18 protein-coding genes and 1 pseudogene are annotated in these 21,289 nt (G+C 60.2%); 15 read left to right on the top strand and 4 right to left on the bottom strand.

Going from position 1 to position 21,289, the window contains the following annotated elements; translation table 11 throughout:
- Positions 1 to 587: SulP family inorganic anion transporter (locus DDF70_RS29350; RefSeq protein WP_245435685.1), on the bottom strand; the 587-nt coding region annotated here is incomplete at its 3' end.
- A gap of 311 nt (positions 588 to 898) precedes the next feature.
- Here DDF70_RS29350 and DDF70_RS29345 point away from each other — a divergent pair.
- The gene (locus DDF70_RS29345) at positions 899 to 1,333 is read left to right on the top strand and encodes a potassium channel family protein (RefSeq protein WP_114948240.1); all 435 of its coding nucleotides are present in this window, start codon (positions 899 to 901) and stop codon (positions 1,331 to 1,333) included.
- Between the two features lie 83 nt (positions 1,334 to 1,416).
- Here the strand turns inward: DDF70_RS29345 and DDF70_RS29340 are convergent, their stop codons facing one another.
- On the bottom strand, positions 1,417 to 1,758 hold the full coding sequence (locus tag DDF70_RS29340; protein ID WP_114948239.1) for a hypothetical protein: 342 nt from the start codon (positions 1,756 to 1,758) through the stop codon (positions 1,417 to 1,419).
- A 244-nt stretch (positions 1,759 to 2,002) separates the two neighbouring features.
- Complete coding sequence (locus tag DDF70_RS29335) at positions 2,003 to 2,734, bottom strand: lysozyme family protein (protein WP_205772500.1); 732 nt, start codon at positions 2,732 to 2,734, stop codon at positions 2,003 to 2,005.
- A gap of 1,582 nt (positions 2,735 to 4,316) precedes the next feature.
- Here DDF70_RS29335 and DDF70_RS29330 point away from each other — a divergent pair.
- The 6 genes from DDF70_RS29330 to apnL all read left to right on the top strand — a co-directional run bounded on the left by DDF70_RS29330 (position 4,317) and on the right by apnL (position 11,561).
- Complete coding sequence (locus tag DDF70_RS29330) at positions 4,317 to 5,237, top strand: D-ribose ABC transporter substrate-binding protein (RefSeq protein WP_425374128.1); 921 nt, start codon at positions 4,317 to 4,319, stop codon at positions 5,235 to 5,237.
- Between the two features lie 71 nt (positions 5,238 to 5,308).
- Positions 5,309 to 5,974, top strand: a complete 666-nt coding sequence (locus DDF70_RS29325; protein WP_114948237.1) for a DUF2291 family protein — start codon at positions 5,309 to 5,311, stop codon at positions 5,972 to 5,974.
- Positions 5,971 to 7,524: a sugar ABC transporter ATP-binding protein gene (locus DDF70_RS29320; RefSeq protein ID WP_114948236.1), complete on the top strand. Its 1,554-nt coding sequence runs from the start codon at positions 5,971 to 5,973 to the stop codon at positions 7,522 to 7,524. The genes DDF70_RS29325 and DDF70_RS29320 overlap by 4 nt, the downstream gene beginning before the upstream one ends.
- Positions 7,525 to 7,529: 5 nt before the next feature.
- Positions 7,530 to 8,597, top strand: a complete 1,068-nt coding sequence (locus DDF70_RS29315; RefSeq protein ID WP_114948235.1) for an ABC transporter permease — start codon at positions 7,530 to 7,532, stop codon at positions 8,595 to 8,597.
- Complete coding sequence (locus DDF70_RS29310) at positions 8,597 to 9,625, top strand: Gfo/Idh/MocA family protein (RefSeq protein WP_114948242.1); 1,029 nt, start codon at positions 8,597 to 8,599, stop codon at positions 9,623 to 9,625. The genes DDF70_RS29315 and DDF70_RS29310 overlap by 1 nt, the downstream gene beginning before the upstream one ends.
- Before the next feature lie 7 nt (positions 9,626 to 9,632).
- Positions 9,633 to 11,561, top strand: a complete 1,929-nt coding sequence (apnL, locus tag DDF70_RS29305; protein ID WP_114948241.1) for a D-apionate lactonase — start codon at positions 9,633 to 9,635, stop codon at positions 11,559 to 11,561.
- A 66-nt stretch (positions 11,562 to 11,627) separates the two neighbouring features.
- Here the strand turns inward: apnL and DDF70_RS29300 are convergent, their stop codons facing one another.
- Positions 11,628 to 12,431, bottom strand: a complete 804-nt coding sequence (locus tag DDF70_RS29300) for a transcriptional regulator NanR (RefSeq protein WP_114948234.1) — start codon at positions 12,429 to 12,431, stop codon at positions 11,628 to 11,630.
- A gap of 742 nt (positions 12,432 to 13,173) precedes the next feature.
- On the opposite strand from DDF70_RS29300, the gene DDF70_RS29295 reads away from it, so the two are divergent.
- From DDF70_RS29295 to DDF70_RS38380, 8 genes and pseudogenes are all read left to right on the top strand, one after another.
- Positions 13,174 to 14,466: a ribulose-bisphosphate carboxylase large subunit family protein gene (locus DDF70_RS29295; RefSeq protein ID WP_205772499.1), complete on the top strand. Its 1,293-nt coding sequence runs from the start codon at positions 13,174 to 13,176 to the stop codon at positions 14,464 to 14,466.
- Complete coding sequence (locus tag DDF70_RS29290; protein WP_114948232.1) at positions 14,463 to 15,854, top strand: four-carbon acid sugar kinase family protein; 1,392 nt, start codon at positions 14,463 to 14,465, stop codon at positions 15,852 to 15,854. The genes DDF70_RS29295 and DDF70_RS29290 overlap by 4 nt, the downstream gene beginning before the upstream one ends.
- Before the next feature lie 14 nt (positions 15,855 to 15,868).
- Positions 15,869 to 16,711, top strand: a complete 843-nt coding sequence (locus DDF70_RS29285) for a phosphogluconate dehydrogenase C-terminal domain-containing protein (protein ID WP_114948231.1) — start codon at positions 15,869 to 15,871, stop codon at positions 16,709 to 16,711.
- Between the two features lie 101 nt (positions 16,712 to 16,812).
- Positions 16,813 to 18,075 (top strand): ABC transporter substrate-binding protein, encoded by a 1,263-nt coding sequence (locus tag DDF70_RS29280; RefSeq protein ID WP_114948230.1) that lies wholly within the window; start codon positions 16,813 to 16,815, stop codon positions 18,073 to 18,075.
- Between the two features lie 31 nt (positions 18,076 to 18,106).
- Entirely contained in the window at positions 18,107 to 19,024 is a 918-nt protein-coding gene (locus DDF70_RS29275) for a carbohydrate ABC transporter permease (protein WP_114948229.1), read from the top strand.
- A complete protein-coding gene (locus tag DDF70_RS29270; RefSeq protein WP_114948228.1) occupies positions 19,024 to 19,887 on the top strand; it encodes a carbohydrate ABC transporter permease in 864 nt (287 codons plus the stop codon). Before DDF70_RS29275 ends, DDF70_RS29270 begins: the two co-directional genes overlap by 1 nt.
- Before the next feature lie 30 nt (positions 19,888 to 19,917).
- The gene (locus DDF70_RS29265; RefSeq protein ID WP_114948227.1) at positions 19,918 to 20,817 is read left to right on the top strand and encodes a nucleoside hydrolase; all 900 of its coding nucleotides are present in this window, start codon (positions 19,918 to 19,920) and stop codon (positions 20,815 to 20,817) included.
- Between the two features lie 346 nt (positions 20,818 to 21,163).
- Positions 21,164 to 21,289: pseudogene (locus tag DDF70_RS38380) on the top strand (sugar ABC transporter ATP-binding protein); the annotation flags it as partial.

Here is a 21,289-nt window from a genome sequence, read left to right as displayed (position 1 = left end):
GCCGGCAGCTTCGGGGCGACATGGCGGAGCAACAGCATGGCGGCGAGGCTGAGCAGGCCTGTTGCCACCGGAGCCGGCGATGCTTCCCACAGGTGCTGCAAGACGAACCAGAGCTTCGTCACGAAGTTGCCGGAGGTGCCGGCGATGCCGAGCAGGTGCGGCACCTGTCCGATGATCGTGACACAGACGAGCCCCTCGATGAAACCGCGCATGACAGGGGTCGGAATGAAGGCCGCGACCCAGCCCATGCGCAGGGCGCCGAAGGCGAGAAAGAAGGCTCCGATCAGGACGGCCAGCGTGCTCGTCAGGAGGTTGTAGTCCGGCGTCCCCTGGGCCACGAGCGCGCCGACCGTCAGTGCCGAGATCAGGCCCGTGGCCGTGTCCGGACCGATGACGAGCGAGCGCGAGGAGCCGAACAGCGCGTAGATCACAAGGGGAGGGACGATGGTGTAGAGGCCCATGATGGGCGGCACGCCGACGATGCTGGAATAGGCCATGCCTTCCGGCACCATCACGGCCCAGACGGCCAGACCGGCCAGAATGTCGGTCACGAGCCAGTCACGCCGATACGCAGGCAGCCATTCCATGATGGGCATCAGGCGTCGCCCGAATGTTGCGGGCTCCGAAGGAGATGCAAGGGCTATCGGATGCTCGGACATCGTTGCGTCCGCATTTAAGGCGCGGCAGCATGCGGCCCAACTCGCGCCTTGAAAAATCGAGGGCGATTGACGTCATCATTCTATCACCGACGCGGCTTGCAAGCTAGATTTCTCAGCAGAGATGCAGGACGAGTTCCATCAGGGATGCTCCCGGAAAGACAAACCTGGTCTGCCTCCCGACAAGCGGTTCGCCCTAAAGTCCAATCAGGTCAGGCGGCTCGAAGAACTGGAGATGGGGAATGGTGCGACAGCTTCTCCTCGGCGGGGTGGTCAGCCTCGTCAACATCGCCATCCATGCGGTCTTGATGGCAACCGTCGTGAGCACCGCCCGCAAAGTCCTGAAGTGGGATCGCCGTCAGTCTCAGGCTTGGCTCGCCGCCGTCATGGTTGCGACGGTCGGGGTGCTGATGGTTGCACATGTCGCTGAGGTGCTTGCCTGGTCGCTTGCCTACGCGGTCCTGGATGTGGTGCCTGCCGGGACGGATGTCGTTTACTTCGCCTTCGTCAACTACACGACGCTCGGCTACGGCGACGTCGTGCCGGTCGAGCGCTGGCGGCTACTTGGGCCGATAGCCGCCATGAATGGCGTGCTGCTGTTTGGCTGGTCGACGGCGGTTATCTTCGAGGTGCTGAGACAGGCCATGCGCAGCCGCGACCGAATGACCGGTTCGTGAGCGCCGGAGGGACGGGCAGCGGTCCATAACGCTCACAGACGTCCGTTGCTTCGTAATGACGGATTCTGTCGAGAGGCCCACCGTTATTCCGCAGCAGCCGGGGCGGAGCCCGGCGGCCGCTTGCCCGCCCGGCTTCTTGATTTCGGCGAAACCGAAAACTCGAATCCGGCCTTGCCGGCCTCCCTCTCAACCCGTCCTGCCTCTTGTTTGACAGACATATCATCCTGCGGGCCCGCGAGCCGGTGCAGCCGCGGCAATACCTGCTCCAGTGCCTTCAGGAGAGGCTTGATCGACGCATCGTTCGGATCGCCTTTGTCGGCGAGCTTGCGCAGCGTGTTCGCCAGCTTGTCGCCGCGGCGAAGGGCCTTGGCCCGCAGGTCCTGAAGCTTCGTCCCGTCCGGGTCTGTCTTCCGTTTCAGTTTCATGGGGCACCGCCTTCCTCGTGGGTGTCCTTCCACTTCCCCGGGACAGGAGCGCCGCCCGCCTCATTCTGTCCGGTCGATCCCGTCATGCTCCGAGCGCCATCCGCCGACACCCGCATGGCAGCGGCGGCGCATCCGCCCCGCTCATCCCAGGCAGGACGGTGCTCCGGCGGCTACCCAATCGGATCAGTCTCGCACCGACAAGGGTTTACCGGCGCGAGGACCAGGATGATCTCTGAGTTCGACCTCACGCCGATCTATCTCCCGGCGCACTTGTATGTGCTTCAACCGACACCACCTTCACGGGCCCAGCCGCAGATAGCCGCAGGGTAATGGTCAGAACGGTTTCCACGTCCCTCTGGGGCGGGCGACCCTCCTGCCACGCGGCTTCAACGGCGGCCAAGAACGCCTCGTGATAGCCCTTGATCAGGTTGCCGATCGACATCCCACCCGACCAGGAGGGCACCATCGATTTGTCGCCATTGATGATGTCCCGCGCATTGTAGGGATCATCCTCGTGAGCGTTGAAGTAGTCAGCAAGCGCGCACCCGCAGAACCACCCTTCGGCCATACCCTTGAACATGACGGCGGCAGCGACCGGCGGTTTGAGCGCATGATCGGCATGCCATTCCAGGGAGTCCTCGGCGCAAAATTCGAGTTCGTGATCGGCCCTGGCGTAATTGTCTCGCCAGGTGAGTTGCACGAAACCTCGGCCATAATAGGTTTGGCCGGTCTCGGGATCCGGCACGCCATAGGGCCTGCCGGCACCATAGCCGTATTCTGAGATCGGCAGCATGGTGGCCGCTGTCTCGTGATAGGTAGTGGCGAGCGCATAGGCGAGCCATCGCAGGTCATCGGATGGCGGGGCTGTCTCCCAGGCATCGAGGATGAAGCTCATCCCATCGACCTGGTCCTGTGTTAAGCATCCGCCGAAGGGGTCGGAGCGCACGGCGTCGAAGAAGATCTCTCGGTTGAACATGGCTGCCTCCCGGCAACAGGAGCCAGACGACCACAGCTATGAGGAAGATGGAGCGGGCGCTGATCGAAAGCCACCCGAACTGGCGCTCAGTCATCATCGCGGCTGGTCACAAGCCCTCGATCTCCTGATAGCATACCTGTGAACGAGGTCTGAGGGCAGCAATCCTACCGGAGCCAGACGCTCCGAAGATGCAAGGAATTTTAGTAAACTACCCTGAGCTGATCTTGGCGGCACCAGGGTGACATACTTTCAGTGCGACCCCAGGCTCTCGCCAAGGCTCTAGGGCAAGCGATGCCGCTGACCCTCTCGATGGCGCGTCCTCACTTGGGGATTTGCAGGCTTCCTTTGTCAGGCAGTCGCTCTCGTCCTCGCGTCCGATTTCCTTCCGCCGAGGGTAGGGGAAGGCTCCTGATGTAGGACCATGCAGAGCCAGCTATCGTTGGCCTCCCGGGAGGTGCGGCAATCCCTCTTGGCTTGGATCTGGAGCATCGCCCCCATCTGCTCCTCATTCAGGCGGGGAGGGGCCGGGAAGCTCAGGTCTCGGCCTCTCCCTCGCCAAGCAGAAAAACTCCCTCGCCGGCAGAGGGAAGATTGCCGGGAGGGAGCCAAGTCTCAGGAGCATTCTCAGAAGCAAGGAAACGCCTTGAGGCTACGCCGCAACGGCGTGAGCCCCATCACTGAGGTTAAACAGGGCTGGAGAGTTGGGCCGGGAGGACGCATTTGTTGGGGCCGAGCATGAAACATACCCTCACCGGAGGAGTTGGGCGGTGAAGGCCAGTCCACGCGGTCTTCATGTTTGGAAACTTCCTCGGTCTGCGAGGCCTCCTGACCCGCACGGCTCTGGGTCAGGAGGCCTTTCTGCTGTCCAGGGGAAAAAACTCCCTCCCCGAACGGTGAGCAGTGGGAGGGAGTGAGGCTCCGGCAACGGCCCCCATTCTCGGAGGGTCTCGAAATGGCACTGGGCTGACCTTAGCCTTACTTCCGCACTGGCGGGGTGAGCGGACCTTCGCACCGACATCCGCTACTACTCAGTTTGACCGAGAGTGTGTCAAAACTCAAACGAGCCCTGCCTTGACGAACTATTTGTACAAGTTCGTGCTTCTGTACCGGAGATTTTCCGGTCTATCGACACTTACAAGAAATTTGATTACGCCGCAGACCTGCCCGTCTACGTTTTGACACAGCCTCGACCCGCTTCCGACATACGCGCCTTCGGACGCCAGCACAAAGGATCCGAACCCGATGCGGGATCGACTCTGGGAACCGAGAAATCGGACAGTGATCTATCCTCATGTACTGATTGACTCATCATACCAGTAAGCTTACTTTTGGTCTGGGAAGAGCGCTGGAATTCGTGATATCGCCGATGTAAGCGCCGCAAGCGCACTCAAGGCGAAACATTTTGGCCGTCTCGGTGGGAAGGAGGCATTGTTCATCCCTGGACTGTATTCGGCAGAGCCTGCGAAGAGCCAGCCGCTCCCAAACATAGCTAAGTTACCAATCGCTAGATTGTACGAACGCTCCGCGCAAAAGAGGGCGACCCAAAACCAGAAGGAGGAAACGAATGCGAGTTCCGAGATTGATGCTGGGCGCAGCTATCGCTGCGAGCTTAAGCTTCTGGGTGAGTGGCGCGAGCGCTGCTGACCTCATTGCGATTATTACCCCGTCTCATGACAACCCGTTCTTCAAGGCGGAAGCTGACGGCGCGAAAGCGAAGGCGGAAGCCCTTGGGTATGAGACGGTCGTGCTCGTTCATAATGACGACGCGAACAAGCAGTCACAGCTTATCGACACCGCCATCGCTCGTGGGGCGAAGGCCATCATTCTTGATAACGCCGGTGCGGACGCCACTGTTGCGGCTGTGCAAAAAGCCAAAGCCGCCAACGTCCCGTCATTCCTGATCGACCGTGAGATCAACGCTACCGGCGTCGCCGTGGCGCAGATCGTCTCCAATAACTATCAGGGCGCACAGCTAGGCGCCCAGGAATTCGTCCGCCTCATGGGAGAGAAGGGCAATTTCGTTGAACTGGTGGGCAAGGAGTCGGATACCAATGCCGGTATTCGCTCAAAGGGCTACCATGACATCATTGATGATTATCCCGAGATGAAGATGGTCGCCCGCCAGTCAGCAAACTGGAGCCAGCCTGAAGCCTATAGCAAGATGGAATCGATCCTGCAGGCCAACCCCGACATCAAGGGCGTAATCTCAGGAAACGATACCATGGCCATGGGCGCGTGGGCCGCCTTGTCAACGGCGGGCCGAAAGGACGTCATCGTCGTCGGGTTCGATGGCAGCAACGATGTGCGCGACTCGATCAAGAGCGGCGGGATCAAGGCGACCGTGCTTCAGCCGGCTTATCGTCAGGCCGAGATCGCCGTCGAGCAAGCCGACAAGTACATCAAGACCAAGACTGCGCCCGCACAGGAGAAGCAGCTCATGGATTGCGTCCTGATCACGCCGGAGAACGCGAGCAAGCTCGAGACCTTCGCTCTGACCAACTGATCGCGTTCGGCCATCTCTGATCGTTCCAGAGCTGGCCGACCCTTCAGGCCCCTCGATAGGACGCAGGACTGATGCTCACCCGGAGTCTTCAGATCGTGGCAGTTCTGGCAGCTTGCATGACTCTTAGCGCATGCAAGCTCGTCGCAACTGCCGCCAAAGACCAGCCGAAATCGCCGGGCGGCGGTCCCGCTCAAAATGCTGGGTTCTCGCCTGACAGGATGGCAGACGAGATGTGGGATTCCAAGGCGATGCCCTACCTTAGGCGGAAAGCCGGGGCGCTGCCTGAGATCCTGGCCGCGGCACGCCAGAACCTGGACGACGCCGGGCGCAAGTACGGCTACCGTGAGAAGCAGGACGGGTCGCCCTGGACCGTCGTGACGAGATTTGACGGGCAGGTCGTCACGGCGGATACGACCTCTCGTGCGGCGACAGTAGGCGTGGACGTCGACGGTGACGGCAAGGCCGATGCCACGATCCAGATCGGTCCAGCCATCCGGGGGACCGCCCTGCGTGACGCTCTCGACTTCGTGTCCTTCACATCGTTCACGAACCAGATCGACTACGCACAGTTCGGGAAGGCGCTCAATACGCGCGTGGACCGCGTTCTCCTCTCGAGCCTGCCACGGGACCAGCTGGCGGGCCGCAAGGTGAGCGTGCTCGGCGTCTTTCCGCTGGAAAAACTCGACCAGCCACCGCTCATCACCCCAGCCGAACTCACACTGGGGCCCAGGTCGTGAACTCAGCCCTTGACCAAGACGTGGTGCTGAAAGCCGAGGGGATCTCGAAGATCTACTCCGGTACTATCGCACTGCGGCACGCGGATTTCGAGGTCAGGCGCGGTGCCGTGAACGTCCTGGTGGGGGAAAACGGAGCCGGCAAGTCGACCTTGATGAAGATCATCGCCGGGGTCGAGCAGCCGACGACCGGGCGCATTCTCATCGATGGCGTCCCGGTGGAGCTCAAAAACTCCGCCGACGCTCTGCGGCAGGGCATCGGGATCGTCTTCCAGGAACTCAATCTGTTCGGCAATCTGTCTGTGGCCGAGAACATCTTCGCCGCCCGCGAGATCACCCATGGGGTGCTTGGCATTGACCACCGGGAGCAGGAGAGGCGGGCGGCAGAGGTGCTCGCCCGGCTCCAGGCCGGCATTGAACCGGGGACGCTGGTCGAGACGCTGCGTGTCGGTCAACAGCAGCTTGTCGAGATCGCCAAGGCCGTCATGCAGGACGCCCGTATCCTCATCATGGACGAGCCGACCTCGGCCCTGAGTGCGGCCGAGGTGGAGGTCCTGTTTCGGGTCATTGCGGACTTGAAGGCGCGCGGTGTTGCGATCGTCTATATCTCTCATCGGTTGGAGGAGTTGATCCGCATCGGCGACTTCGTCACCGTCCTGCGCGACGGCCAGGTCACGGCCCGCAGCCTGATTCGCGACGTCGACGTTTCGTGGATCGTACGGCAGATGATCGGGTCCGACACCAAGCCCTTTGCCAAGCCCGATGGCCATGTCATTGGCCCTGAAGTGTTTCGGGCGGAAGAGGTGTGCCTTCCGCGAGACACAGGAGGGTACCTCGTCGATCACGTGTCCCTCTCGGTGAGGGCAGGGGAGATTGTCGGGATCTATGGTTTGCTGGGAGCCGGGCGGAGCGAATTCCTTGAATGCATCATCGGCGATCATGAGCGGGCATCCGGACGCATTTTTGTCGAAGGGGCCAAGCTCGAAGCCAACGATGTGACCAGCCGGATCCGGCATGGGATTTCCTTGATACCGGAGGACCGGCAACGAGAAGGCCTCGTGCCCATTCAGTCAGTTGCCAGCAATCTCACCATGGCGAGCCTTCACAAGTTCCTGCGCGGCATTCAGATCCAAAGCAAGGCCGAGACCGGAGCGGTCCGCAAGGCCGTCGGCGATTTGACGATCAAGGTGTCCGATCCTGCCACCGAGGTTTCCGCCCTCAGTGGCGGGAACCAACAAAAGGTCGTCATTGGCAAAGCCCTGATGACCGGCCCCAAAGTCCTGCTCATGGACGAGCCGAGCCGAGGGATCGATGTCGGCGCCAAGGCCGATGTCTTCAAAACCATGCGACGGCTCGCGGCGGAGGGGCTCGGCATCCTCTTCGTGACCTCCGACCTCGAGGAGGTCATGGCCCTGTCCGACCGAATCGCCGTTATGAGCAATGGCCGTCTCATCGACGTCTTTGATCGGGAGACCGTCACTCAGGATCAGATTGTCGAGGCGTCCGCCGTCGGCCACAGGCCCCATCCGTCATTGCAGCCAACCCAAGGGTGATCCGTATGGCCGTCACGCAAACCATCGGCAACTCACGAACCGTCTGGAACGGCAGTGCCGTTGCCTTGGGCTTGATGAAGCTGCGTACCTTCATCGCCTTGTTCGCGGTGCTGATTTTTTTCTCGATCGCCGCGCCAAACTTCTTGAGCGCCGCCAACCTGGTGCTGATGTCAAAGCACGTCGCGCTGAATGCGATTCTGGCAATTGGCATGACCTTCGTCATCGTGACGGGGGGCATCGACCTGTCAATCGGTTCAATCGTGGGCCTGTGCGGCATGGTCGCCGGCGGCTTGCTCCTGTACGGCATAGACCTGCAGATCGGCTGGACCATCTACTTCAATGTCGTCGAGGTTATTCTGATGACTTTAGCCGTGGGAGTCCTGATCGGCGCCATCAATGGTTTGCTGATCACACGGTTGAACGTCGCCCCATTTATAGCGACCTTGGGCACACTCTACATGGCTCGCGGCATTGCCCTTCTGTCCTCCGACGGGCGGACGTTTCCAAACCTCGTCGGCAAGCCGGAACTGGGCACCACGGGCTTCGGGATCCTCGGATCCGGCACGCTGCTGGGCTTGCCGCTGTCCATCTGGATCCTGGTCGCGATTGGCGCGACGGCGAGCTATGTCGCTCGGAAGACGCCGCTGGGCCGGCACGTCTTTGCCGTGGGCGGGAACGAGCGGGCGGCAGCCCTGTCCGGTATCCGGGTCCGGCGCGTGAAGATGCTCGTCTATATGTTCTCCGGCTTTTGCGCCGCGACCGTCGGGCTCATCATCTCGTCGGAGCTCATGGCGTCCCACCCGGCGACCGGCGAGACCTTTGAGCTGAATGCGATCGCGGCCGCCGTCCTTGGCGGCACGTCCATGTCGGGCGGTCGAGGCAGCGTCGGAGGCACGATCATAGGAGCGTTCGTAATCGGTGTTCTGTCGGATGGCCTCGTCATGATGGGCGTAAGCTCCTTCTGGCAGACTGTGATCAAAGGCTTGGTGATCGTGGCGGCTGTGGTCGTTGACCAAGCCCAGTATCGGCTCCAGCAGCGCGTTGCCTCCCTTCAACTTGCCCGGACGGTGTGATCATGGAATTGCGTGGTGCTCTCATCGGCTGCGGCTTTTTCGCCGCCAATCATCTTCATGCCTGGCAGGATATCCCCGGGGCCAGGATCGTAGCGGTCTGCGACCGAGACCCCGCCCGGTTGGCCGATTACGGCGACAGATTCGGAATTCTGTCCCGGTACACCGATGCGGCCGATCTCTTTGTGCGCGAAAAGCTCGACTTCGTTGACATCGCGACGACGGTGGGGACCCACCGGGGGCTGGTCGAGATGGCGGCGCAGCACCGCGTTCCCGCCATTTGCCAAAAACCTTTTGCCCCCTCCATGGAGGATGCGCGAGCCATGGTTCGCGCCTGCGAGGCGGCGGGCATTCCGCTGATGGTCCACGAAAACTTCCGGTGGCAAACGCCCATACAAGCGGTCGCGGACGTGATCGCATCGGGTCGCATCGGGAGGCCCTTTTTCGCTCGGGTCTCGTTCCGCTCCGCTTACGACGTCTTCTCCGGTCAGCCTTACCTCGCGGAGGGTGAACGGTTCATCATCGAAGACTTAGGCATCCACATTCTCGACATCGCACGCTTTCTGCTCGGTGACGCATCGCGGATCACGGCGAGAACGCAGCGGGTCAACCCGAGGATCCGTGGCGAAGATGTTGCGACCATGCTGCTGGACCATACGAGCGGCGCCGCATCCGTCGTGGACTGCAGCTATGCCACCCGCCTTGCAACGGAGCCGTTTCCCGAAACGCTCGTCGAGGTCGACGGAAGTGACGGCTCCATTAGGCTCGGCCAGGGCTATCAGATGGTCGTTACCGCGCCACAGGGTGTAGAGGCCCGAGATGTCTCTCCGACTCTTCTGCCATGGGCAACCAAGCCGTGGCATAACATCCAGGAGAGTGTGCTCGCAATCCAGAGCCACTGGGTTGAGTGCTTGCGACAATACAAAGAACCAGCAACGTCCGGACACGACAATCTCAAGACATTTGCGCTTGTTGAGGCTGCCTATCGAAGTGCCGCAACCGGCCGAGCGATTGATGTGACCAATGGTTAGACCCGTCATGGACAGGACCTTGCTTCAAACATACTTCGGCACCGAGCAGAGCCCAGTCGCGGTGCGTCGCCTGACGGCAGGTCGACTCACGGCAGAGTTGGTCGAAGGCAATCTGAGGGCCATCTCTTACGATGGCCTGGAGGTGCTTCGCGCCATCTCTTATGTCGTGCGCGACAAAGACTGGGGGACGTATTCCCCGGTCATCGACGAGCAGGTTGTTCGCGAAGGCGACAATGAGTTCACCGTCACCTACCGTGCAGCCTGCCGGGGTCTGGAGGATCAGAGTTTGACTTACCGCGCCACAATCCATGGCACGGCGGCAGGGGTCACGTTCGATGTCGTGGCCGAGCCCGGGACGGATTTCCTTACGAACCGATGTGGATTTTGCATTCTCCATCCCATCGTGAATCTGGCGGGGACGCCTGTCACGGTCGAACACACGAACGGTGAGATGGAGCAGTCAATTCTCCCGGACCTGATTGAACCGTGGCAACCGTTCAAGGACATGCGGGCGATCTCCCACCATGTGGGCCCTGGACTGGTCGCGAGTTGCCGGATGGAGGGTGGGGTGTGGGAGATGGAGGATCAGCGCAACTGGTCCGATGCTTCCTACAAGACATATGTGCGGCCTCTGGAGCTGCCCTGGCCTTATGTCATGCCGCGGGCTGTTGCTGATCGTCAGACGGTTACACTGACCATCGCGGATCGCCGGCAACAACAGCCTGCGGCAAGCAGGACACTCAGGGAAGAAGCCGTTACGATCTCCCTCGTGCCGGCCAGCGGGGCGGCGCCCAAGATCGGGCTCGTGATCGCTCCGGAAGAGATCGAAGCAACCCTTGCGAATATTCAGCGCCTGCGACAGGTCGGTCCTCAGGTGCTCCTTTGTCATTTTGACCCGAATGCGGGGCATGGACGTGACGCGATGGCAGGCTTCGCGAAAGTCGCTGCTGCCTATCCGGCTGAGATGGTGCTTGAGTGCGTTGTCCCGTGCCGCGCGCCACATGAGGTTGAACTGTCAGAGATTGCCGAGTTGGTGCGAGCGGCAGGACTGTCATTCTCGGCCATCGCGGTGTCCCCGTCCGTGGACCGACAATCAACGCCACCTGGCAGCGTATGGCCCGCGTGCCCGCCGCTCGAGGAGGTTTATGCGTCGGCGCAGAATGCCTTTCCGGGTATCCGGCTCGGCGGCGGCATGTTCAGCTATTTCACGGAACTCAATCGCAAGCGTGTACCGGTCGACAAACTTGGCTTTGTGACCCATTGTACCTGCCCGATCGTGCATGCGGCCGATGACCTGAGCGTCATGCAATCCCTCGAAGCACTCCCGTTTATCACGCGCTCGGCTCGAGCCTTCATCGGAGACAAGCCATACTGGATTGGACCGTCGACGATAGGAATGCGCCAGAACCCCTACGGCTCTCGCACGATGGACAACCCTAACAATGAACGGATTGCCATGGCCTCATGGGATCCTCGTCAAGACAGCCTTTTCGCTGCTGCCTGGATGATCGGCTATGCGGCACGAGCAGCGGATGCGAACCTTGAGGTGCTCACCGTCGCAGCTCTGGCAGGTCCATTTGGTCTCCTTACCGAGGGTTCAGCTGCGGGACGAGTAAGGCCTGCCTTTCATGCTGCTTCTGGCTTGTCCTCTCTCGCCGGCAAGGAACTCGTCGGATGCCGGTCGAGTCGCCCGTCTGACATCCTCGCAATTGGCGTCATCGGGGAACAAGGGCGTCCAACGATTTGGGCTGCCAATGTGACAGATCGGAAGCAAAGTGTCCGAATAGTCTCTGAAAACTCTCTCTGGAAGATGACTGTTCTTGACCAACACTCGGTTGAGTCCGGGTCTCTTGGCTCACTGGGCGCCGCAATGAACGTACGAAACGGCGTCTTTGAGATGGAGCCGTTTGCCATCACCCGCCTTGAGGCAGCCTGAAGATATGTAGCGCATCTGAGAGCATCGTTCCAGAAAGTGGGTACAGTCTCCGGATCACACGATGCGCTAGCGGCTCTTGGGGCTGACCTTGGCGCGACCGGGCTTCCTGGTGCTTGGTTTTCGGTTTGGCTTTGTCTCGGCCTTATCCTTCTCACTGGGGGTGGGATGATGCTCGTACAGAGAGGCGGACCGATCGAGATGCTTGCTCATTGCCGCCTCTGCTCCGTCAGGATCTCCAGCTTCTATCCGGTCGATGATCTCCTCATGTTCGGAAAGCGTGAACTTTTCCTTGCCCGACCAGATCAGCAACTCGGTGTGGTATTCCTTCAACCAACTGAGCATGGCCTCGCTGACGGCCTCGAAGATGGGATTCCCGGAGATCGCGGCAATCTGCGCATGAAATCTCATATCCTCGTCAATGAACGGAGCAGCGTTACCTAGGCTATGCCGTTGCCGCTCCAGGGTCTGCCGCAGATGGGCTATATCGTTCTTGCTGGCCTTGAGGGCAGCTTCCCGCACCATGCCGCGCTCGAAAAATCGCCTCGCATTCTTCAAATGATCGAGAGAGGCTGGGGAGGTAGAGAGCAGGATTTGGGCTGTCGCGTCGACCTGCTCGAAGAGTGAGCGCGCAGTCAGCTGGCGAACCCTCGCGCGCTCACCGTGAGTGATGGTGATCAGCCCCATGTTATTGAGGGCCTGCATCGCTTCGCGAATGGCTGGACGGCCCACACGGAAGCGCTCCATGAGCTCGCGCTCCGACGGCATCATGTCGCCTGGGTTGAGTTCTCCAGACGTTATCATCAGCCTCAACCGGTCGAACACCTCATCCGAGAGCTTCCGGCGAACAATTGCGTCAGTTGGTGCCGTCACAACATCCCTGCTTCTTTAGCCTGATTTCTGCTGCCTGAATTGGTTAACCCGCTCAAAGGACGAAACAGCTCTAGGGACCGAACCTTTCTCGGAGCTTCTATCATATTGGTATAATGATTATAGCTCAAGGTGCGATCAGCGCGTCCTCGAGCTGGACAACGCAGGTGCGTAAAGCGTGTTCTGTCTAATCCACCCGCATCCCGCTCAAAAGCGGCACCCATGGAATGTGCGACAGCCTGGCAACCGCTGCGTGGCGCCTGACGAACTGTCCCTCTGCTATCGGGCACTTCTCTGATCCAACTCATCGCGATGGTCTGGTCACCGTCCTGCTAGCTACTTGGCCAGTCCCGCGATTGCCAAGCCCGCAAAAGAAATCGATCGCAAAGCCGCTCATCCGCGAGGAAACTCCTTGCGGCGCCTGGTCTGCTGGTATAATGAGTATGCAGACGATTGCTGTACGACGATTAAAGCAACTCTTTTGTCCGCACACCGCCGGGCGAAGAGAGAAATGCGCCATCAAGAGCGCAGAGCCCGATAGAGAAAGCGCATTTTGCACTCGCCAACTTCAGGCTTGAGCGACCGCGCCGGATGTCAAACAGGAGGAACGCCATGCACAAGCCCACCAAGCTTTGGCTCCTTGATCCAGACACCCAGCTTTAAGAGCTGCCTGGATGTTGATGCCTCATCAAATCCGAATGGATGGGGCTATGGCGAGGGCAGCCTTGCCGAGTTCCGTACAGAAATGCACGTGAGAGGGCACGCTGTGAGCGATCCGACCCGCATCGAGGCCGATTATCTGATCGAGACGACCTTCGACCCCCGTGCCGCGGCCGAGGCGATGGCAGGGGAGCAGTCGAGCGGAACGTTCGTCCCAGTTCCCGGTGAAACTCCGGAGTTGAAGGCACGATCGGCGGCCCGCATCGAAGCGCTGGACATTCAGAACGGCGAGATACCACAGCCTTCGCTTCCAGGCTCGGCAAACCCCAAGGGCGTGGCCGATCCGATCCGGCGACAGGCGCGCGTCACGCTATCCTGGCCACTCGACAACATCGGCCCGTCGCTGCCCAATCTGGTCGCCACGGTTGCGGGCAACCTGTTCGAGCTGCGCCAGTTCTCGGGCCTGCGTCTTCTCGACATGCGCCTGCCCACCGCCTTCGCGCAGGGCTATCCAGGCCCGAAGTTCGGCATTGCCGGGACGCGTCGCCTCGCCGGCGTCGAGGCTCTCCCCCTAATCGGGACCATCATCAAGCCAAGCGTTGGTTTTGGACCCGAAGAGACCGCTGCGCTGACCAAGACCCTGTGCGAAGCCGGCATCGACTTCATCAAGGACGATGAGCTTCAATCCGACGGTCCGCATTGTCCCTTCGACGAGCGGGTCCGCGCCGTGATGCGGGTCATCAACGATCACGCGGACCGCACGGGCAAGAAGGTCATGTATGCCTTCAATCTCACCGGTGAGATCGATCAGATGCGGCGTCGCCACGATCTTGTCCTCGAACTCGACGGCACTTGCATCATGGCCAGCCTCAACTCGGTGGGTCTCGTCGGCATGGTCGAACTGGGACGGTTCTCGCAACTGCCGATCCACGCCCATCGCAACGGCTGGGGCTATCTCTCCCGCTCGCCCGTGTTGGGTTGGTCTTACGTCGCCTGGCAGAAGATCTGGCGGCTCGCGGGCGCCGACCACATGCATGTGAATGGTCTGCAGAGCAAATTCTCCGAGTCGGACGAGAGTGTCATCACCTCGGCCAGAGCCTGCCTCACCCCGATGTTTGCGGACAAGCCTTGTATCACCATGCCGGTCTTCTCCTCGGGCCAATCCGCCAAGCAGGCGCCGGGCACCTATGCGGGGCTCGAATCGGCGGACCTGATCGTCACAGCGGGAGGGGGCATCATGGCTCACCCCGATGGTCCCGCCGCCGGCGTGTCGGGCCTGCGCGAGGCCTGGGAGGCGACCTTGGCTGGTATCCCGCTCGGCGACTACGCCCGTGAGCATCCCGCTCTCGCCAAGGCCTTGGAGGCCCGCGCCGCATGAGCAACATGGCTGCCTCAACTGACCTGCCGGACGGTCTTCTCGTCAGCTTCTACGGCGACGATTTCACCGGCTCGACCTCGGTCATGGAGGCCCTCACCTTCGCCGGCCTCCCCACGGTGCTCTTTCTCGATACCCCAACGGCGGAGCAACGCGCGAGGTTTGCCGGCTACCGGGGCATTGGAATTGCGGGAATTGCCCGATCGCAGTCACCCGACTGGATGACGGCGCATCTGCCCCAGGTCTTTGACACCATGGCAGCGCTTAACGCTCCCATCGCACATTACAAAGTCTGCTCGACCTTCGACTCGGCACCGCGCGTCGGGTCAATTGGGCGGGCGATCGATCTTGCGGCTCCTCTGCTTGGCGGCGAATGGCACCCGCTCATCGTCGCAGACCCAGCCATCGGGCGTTACCAGGTTTTCGGCAACCTGTTCGCCGTCGCGGATGGTGTCGGTTACCGGCTCGACCGGCATCCGACCATGTCCTGCCACCCGGTCACTCCCATGAGCGAAGCGGATGTCCGCCGGCACCTCCAGCAGCAGACCGATAAAAGCATTGGGCTGGTCGATTATCTTGCCCTGAAGCGCGGCGAAGCCGGCACAAGGCTGAAGGAGGAACGCGACCGGGGAGCCGAGATCGTAGCGATCGATGTCGCCGACGGTGAGACGCTTGCTGCAGCCGGTCGACTGGTTTGGGAAAACCGCGGGGACCGGATTTTTGCGATAGGTTCACAAGGTTTGGAGAATGCCCTGGTTGCTCATTGGCAGGCCACGGGCCTGCTCGACAAGCCACGCCATGAGTTCCGGTCCGCCCCGGTCGAGCGGATCGTCTGCGTTTCGGGTTCGTGCTCGCCGGTAACCGCAGGACAGATCGCGTTCGCAGAGCAAAACGGGTTTGCCGGGATCCGACTCGATGCTTCCCGCGCCGTGGATAGACGGGAGTGGGAACGGGAACTCGGACGAACTGAGGATCAGGCACTCGCAGCCGTCGGCGCGGGGAGCGATCCGCTCGTATTCACGGCCAACGGTCCAGACGACCCCGCGCTCGCCTGCGTGGCGTCTGCTGTCGAGGCGAGTGGGCAGTCCGCCGGAGAGATCAACGACCGGATTGGATCCGGCCTCGGGCGCCTCCTGGGCAGGGTCACGCGGCATGCCCGGCTCACGCGCGCAGTCATCGCTGGGGGCGATACATCCGGCCATGCCGCCCGCGAGCTCGGCATATACGCGCTCACCGCCACAGCACCGATTGCTCCGGGTTCGCCACTCTGCCGGGCGTACTCGGACGATCCAGCCCATGCCCAACTCGAAATCGCGCTCAAGGGTGGGCAGATCGGAGCGCCCGACTTTTTTTGCGCTGTCAGGCAGGGCGGAGCCCGTCCCCAACACTGAATGAGGAGAGAAAGATGACGAAGATCGCATTGCTCGGCGCTGGTGGAAAGATGGGGGTTCGCCTGGCCACTAACCTGCGTGGATCACGGTTTGACGTTGACCACGTCGAGATTTCCGAAGATGGGCGCCAACGTCTGGCGTCTGCCATCGGCGTCGACTGCGTTGACCAGGATAAGGCACTTGCCGGAGCGGACGTCGTTCTCATGGCCGTTCCGGACCGGCTGATCGGCAAGATCGCGCACAGTATCATCGACAAGGTCCGTCCCGGCACGGCATTCATCGTGCTCGATGCCGCCGCACCGCATGCGGGCGAAATGCCTGAGCGGCCGGATGTGACATACTTCGTCACCCACCCCTGCCATCCATCGGTCTTCAACGACGAAACCGACCCTGAGGCCAAGAAGGATTTCTTCGGCGGCGTAAAGGCCAAGCAGCATATCGTTTGTGCCCTGATGCAGGGTCCCGAGGAACACTACGCCCTCTGCGAGGAGATCGCCCGCACGATCTACAAGCCGGTCATCGCAGCACATCGCTGCACGGTCGAGCAGATCGCCATTCTTGAACCCGCGCTCTCCGAGACGGTCGCGATCACCATGTGCATCGCTCTCCGTGAGGCGACCGAAGAGGCGATCCGCCGCGGCGTGCCGCGTCAGGCCGCCGTTGAGTTCGTTCTGGGGCACATCAACATCGGTCTTTCCATTGCCTTTGAAGTCTTCCCGGAAGGCCGCTTCTCGGACGGCGCCTTGCATGCCATCGAGCAGGCCAAACCTCAAATTTTCCGCGAAGGCTGGCTGGAGCGCGTCTTCGATCCGAACGCTGTCATGCAATCCGTAAAAGAGATCTGCAAGGCAGCCTGAACGTTACCTGCCGATACGAACGAGGATCGCGTCATTCGGCGGGATGCTCCAAGAGCAAGAACATAAGAACGGCCCAATTCAAAACAGGAGGAAATTACGCCATGAATGCCCTGTCCCGCCGATCGATCATTGCCGCAGCCCTTGTGTTTGGCGCTGCGCCGGCACTTAGCCAGCCAGTACCCACCCGTCCCGTTACCCTAGAATTGTTCGGCCTCGCATCGCACAACTGGCAACTCGTCATTGACCGCTTCCAGGCCCAGTACCCGAACATCAAGATCAAGTTCACGAAGTTCAGCACGGACGAGATGAAGCAGGCGCTACGGGTAGGCGCATCCTCGGGCAAGCTTCCGGATATCTGGTGGAACTGGGGCGGCTCCCTTGCTTCGCCGTACAACCGTGCTGGCTACGCGCTGAAGATCACGCCGGAAGTGCAAAAAGAGTACGGCATCGACCAGAATGTGACACCCGCTTCGCTCGACATCACGCGGGACGGCGCTGATCTCTACGGTATTCCCAACAAGATCGGCCCGTTTGGTTTCATCTATAAGAAGGCATTGTTCGCAAAGTACAACATCAAGGAGCCGACCACATTCCAAGAGCTCGAAAAGGCCGCCGAAACCCTGAAGGCAAACAACGTTACCCCCTTCTCGATTGGAGGTAAGTTCAGCTGGATGACCATGCGGTTCTTCGACTTCTTCCTCGAGCACTATGCCGGTCCGGCCGGTCACGACGCCTTGCTCAGTACGGAAACGCCGTGGACATCCGATCCGGTGGTCAAGTCATTCGCGAAATTGAAGGAATGGTCCGACAAGGGATATTTCCCAAAAGGCTTCCTCAACATCGATCCGAGCACCAATCTTCCTCTTCTCTACAACGATCAGGCGGCGATCGTCTTCGATACCCCGTCGCTCGAAACCAGCCGCATCATTCGGGAGAACATGTCGCCGGCTGATTACGGAACGTTCCCGCTCCCGACAGATCATAAGCCGCTGCGTGCGCCAGGGTCCCCGTCCCAGTTCCAAATCAACGCCAAGACGCCAGACGAAACGAGGCAGGCCGCACTGCTCTTTGTGAGCTTCGCGGCACGTCCAGAAATCGCTCCGGTCACGGCGGAGGCGGTTGGATATCCCAGCGCGACAAAAGGGATTCTGCCCCCTGAAAACCTCCCAATCCAGCGCAAGTGGGCCGAGTGGACGCAAGGTGAGGTCGGCTTCTACAAGCTAACGGATCAGGGGCTCCCTCAGGACGTGGTGGCATCGTACTTCGAGGCACAAGACTCGGTTATCCTTGGAGCTATGAAGCCTGAGGAGGCTGCCGAGCAGGTCCAGGAAGCCATCACGCGCTTCAAGAAGCGCAACAACTGACGTCCTGGGTTCTCCTACGAGGTGCGGCGCCATGACATCCATCCCGGTCGAACTGAAAGCCGGCAGCCCGACCATGAGACGTGCTCTCCCGCAGTCTCTCGTTGCTTGGCTGTTCCTTGCCCCGGCAGCATTCATATTCGCGGTCGTTCTCATCTATCCCATGACCTATTCAGCTTGGTTGAGCCTGTTCCAATGGGACGGGGTCTCTCCGAACAAGGTCTGGGTCGGAATTGACAACTACGTCGAGCTTTTCACGGCCAACCGGGTCTTCTGGATCGCATTGAAGAACAATGTTTTCTGGAGTCTGCTCTCGCTCATCGTCCCGACGGGGATCGGCTTAGGCCTTGCCCTGCTCCTCAACACGGCGTTCCGGGGAAGTTCGTTTTTCCGGAGCGTCTTCTACTTCCCGGCCATCCTGTCGATGAGCATCGTCGGCCTGATCTGGAGCTGGATGTATCACCCGACGCTCGGTCTCATCAATCAGTCGCTTGCGGCCATTGGGCTTGCCGGACTGGAGAGAAACTGGCTGTCTGATCCTACAATCGCACTCTATTCCGTCTTCGTCGCCGCAACCTGGCATAATGCGGGCCTGCCAATGCTGCTGTTCCTCGCGGGGTTGCAGACCATCCCCAAGGAGGTCATGGAAGCCTCGCGGATCGACGGTGCGACCCGCCTGCAAAGTTTCTGGTTCGTCACCTTCCCGATGCTGCGGGAGACGACGATGGTCGTGGTTGCGATCACGGCGATTAATTCGCTCAAGGTCTATGACATCATCTACGTGATGACTTACGGGGGTCCCGCCAATCGAACCCAGGTCCTCGGGACATGGATGTATTTCCTCACGTACAACCATAACGAGGTCGGGCTCGGCACCGCGATAGCAGTCATCCTCTTCGGGCTGACGTTGTTCTTCGCCATCCCTTACACGCGACACATGGTGAGAAACTGATGACAGCCTCCGTCGCTTCCCTTCCCGACGTTGCCATGCGCACGCCGCGGTTCGCCGTTGGATCATATGGGTTCTATATCGCGATCTCGGTCGCCGCGCTCATCTGGTCATCACCGTTGTTCATCCTGTTCTTCACGGCGCTGAAGAGTGCCAATGATTTTGCGCAGAATGGCACCTTCTCTCTGCCGCAAACCGTCGAGATCTCCAATTTCGCCAAGGCATGGGACATCGGGATCAAGACATATTTCATGAACTCCCTTGTCCTCACCCTCATCAAGGTGCCGACGGGGGTCTTCATATGCTCACTTGCGGCATTCGCGCTCACAAAGATGCGCTTGCGGGGCGCTCAGGTCATTTTCACGATCTTCGTTCTCGGACTGGTCGTGCCGATGCAGATGACTCTTGTTCCCTTGACCACCTTGTATCAACACTTAGGGTTGATCGACTCATTGCCGGGGCTGTTCTTCCTTTATCTCGGTTTTGGGCTGCCTTTGGGCATTCTGATCCTGCGCGGTTACTTCCGGTCCATTCCGGATGAGATGATCGAAGCCGCGTTCATCGATGGCTGCTCCTGGTGGGATGTCTATTGGCGCATCGTCATGCCAGTCTCAAAGCCCGCCATCGTATCCCTCCTCATTCTGGATGGCATATCGACCTGGAACGAGTTCATCCTCGCGCAGATCTTTATCCGGACCCAGACCAATCGAACGCTGCCATTGGGTGTCGTGCAGTTCAGCACCGAGTTCTCGACGGCCTATGAACTCCTCGCGGCCGGGCAGATCATCACCATTGCGCCATTGATCCTGCTCTACCTGTTCTTCCAGCGATACTTCGTCCATGGCATGGCCGGAGCGATCAAATAATCCGAAACCACACTGACATAGGAGAAAAGAGTGCTACCCATCGAAAAGAGAGCTCGCCTTATCCTCAACACTGATGCCAAGAACGAGGCTGACGACCAGTACACGATCGTTCATGCGCTTCTGACACCGACCTTCGATTTCCATGGGATCATTCCGGCTCACTTCGGATCGATCAAATCGAAGACCAGTCTGAGGGACAGCCACGATGAGGTTATGAAGATCCTGGATCTGATGAACCTCAAGGATCGCGTGCGTGTGGAGCCCGGCGCCGAGGGTTCAATGCCCGACGAAAAGACTCCCATGGGTTCGGCGGGCGCACGTCTGATTATTGAGGAAGGGATGAAAGATGATCCGCGGCCACTCTATGTGGCGTTCCTCGGGCCACTGACCGATATGGCCGCGGCCCTGCTGATGGAGCCTCGCCTGAACGAGCGGAATATTTGTGTCGTTTGGATCGGAGGCGGGCAGTGGCCCGTTGGCGGTCGCGAATACAACCTATCGAACGATATCCATGCCGCCAACGTGGTCATGAAGTCGAAGGTTCAGCTCTGGCAGATTCCTATGTCAGTCTACCGCATGATGGCCGTCAGCTATGCGGAACTCATGGAGCGTGTCTATGACAGGGGCGCCATCGGTAAGTATCTTGTCGAGCAACTGATCGACTGGAACCTGCGAATGCACGCCGGTCCCATTGAGCATAGATCGCTTGGCGATACGCCAGCCCTATCGGTCATTCTCAATCCGAATGGCGGCATCTCGGAATGGCTGCCTGCGCCTGAGTTCAATAGCCTGATGAACTACGTGCATACGGGAGCCAATCGCCCGATCAAGGTCTACCACAGCATCGATGTGAGATACATCCTTGAGGATTTCTACGCAAAGCTGAACCGTTTCACGCGAGGCGACCAGGAATTGGCCAACTTCGTCTGACCCGCTCCGGGAGTTGAATGACGTCACTCAGCACCTGTCGGCAACCAGGTCCGCATGTCTGATTGCGCCCGCGGCCCGGTACTCTACTGCTACAGCGGGTGCAATCATCCATGGGCCCGGCATGGCTCAATCGGCTTATACCGACGCCCACCGCGCGGTCTTGTGGCACCTCCACTTCGCTCAAGTCGCGCGTCCCTGGACCATCTGCCGACCGCGTAGGCCGTACAGACATTTCGATGCGGGCGTCGGTCATGCCTAACAAACCGGAAAAGCTGAAACGCTGCGCCTGATCGTTTAGCCCGCCGCATCTTTGCAAGATCAGAAATGGATTATGGAGGAATACACCATGGCGTCCGTTGAAGTCCGGAACGTGAAGAAGGTCTATGGGTCCGCTCAAGTCATTCACGGGGTGTCGATCGACATTCAGGACGGGGAGTTCGTGATCCTCGTCGGGCCGTCGGGATGCGGTAAA

Source organism: Microvirga calopogonii (genome assembly GCF_003347665.1).
GTDB lineage: Bacteria > Pseudomonadota > Alphaproteobacteria > Rhizobiales > Beijerinckiaceae > Microvirga > Microvirga calopogonii.
This window is presented reverse-complemented; position numbering and strand designations above follow the sequence as displayed.

What these genes read in the sequence shown, in the direction of transcription:
- DDF70_RS29345 (WP_114948240.1), top strand. Translation starts at nt 899, where the DNA reads ATGGTGCGACAGCTTCTCCTCGGCGGGGTGGTCAGCCTCGTCAACATC.
- DDF70_RS29340 (WP_114948239.1), bottom strand. Translation starts at nt 1,758, where the DNA reads ATGAAACTGAAACGGAAGACAGACCCGGACGGGACGAAGCTTCAGGAC.
- DDF70_RS29335 (WP_205772500.1), bottom strand. Translation starts at nt 2,734, where the DNA reads ATGTTCAACCGAGAGATCTTCTTCGACGCCGTGCGCTCCGACCCCTTC.
- DDF70_RS29330 (WP_425374128.1), top strand. Translation starts at nt 4,317, where the DNA reads ATGCTGGGCGCAGCTATCGCTGCGAGCTTAAGCTTCTGGGTGAGTGGC.
- DDF70_RS29325 (WP_114948237.1), top strand. Translation starts at nt 5,309, where the DNA reads ATGCTCACCCGGAGTCTTCAGATCGTGGCAGTTCTGGCAGCTTGCATG.
- DDF70_RS29315 (WP_114948235.1), top strand. Translation starts at nt 7,530, where the DNA reads ATGGCCGTCACGCAAACCATCGGCAACTCACGAACCGTCTGGAACGGC.
- apnL (WP_114948241.1), top strand. Translation starts at nt 9,633, where the DNA reads ATGGACAGGACCTTGCTTCAAACATACTTCGGCACCGAGCAGAGCCCA.
- DDF70_RS29295 (WP_205772499.1), top strand. Translation starts at nt 13,174, where the DNA reads ATGCACGTGAGAGGGCACGCTGTGAGCGATCCGACCCGCATCGAGGCC.
- DDF70_RS29290 (WP_114948232.1), top strand. Translation starts at nt 14,463, where the DNA reads ATGAGCAACATGGCTGCCTCAACTGACCTGCCGGACGGTCTTCTCGTC.
- DDF70_RS29285 (WP_114948231.1), top strand. Translation starts at nt 15,869, where the DNA reads ATGACGAAGATCGCATTGCTCGGCGCTGGTGGAAAGATGGGGGTTCGC.
- DDF70_RS29280 (WP_114948230.1), top strand. Translation starts at nt 16,813, where the DNA reads ATGAATGCCCTGTCCCGCCGATCGATCATTGCCGCAGCCCTTGTGTTT.
- DDF70_RS29275 (WP_114948229.1), top strand. Translation starts at nt 18,107, where the DNA reads ATGACATCCATCCCGGTCGAACTGAAAGCCGGCAGCCCGACCATGAGA.
- DDF70_RS29270 (WP_114948228.1), top strand. Translation starts at nt 19,024, where the DNA reads ATGACAGCCTCCGTCGCTTCCCTTCCCGACGTTGCCATGCGCACGCCG.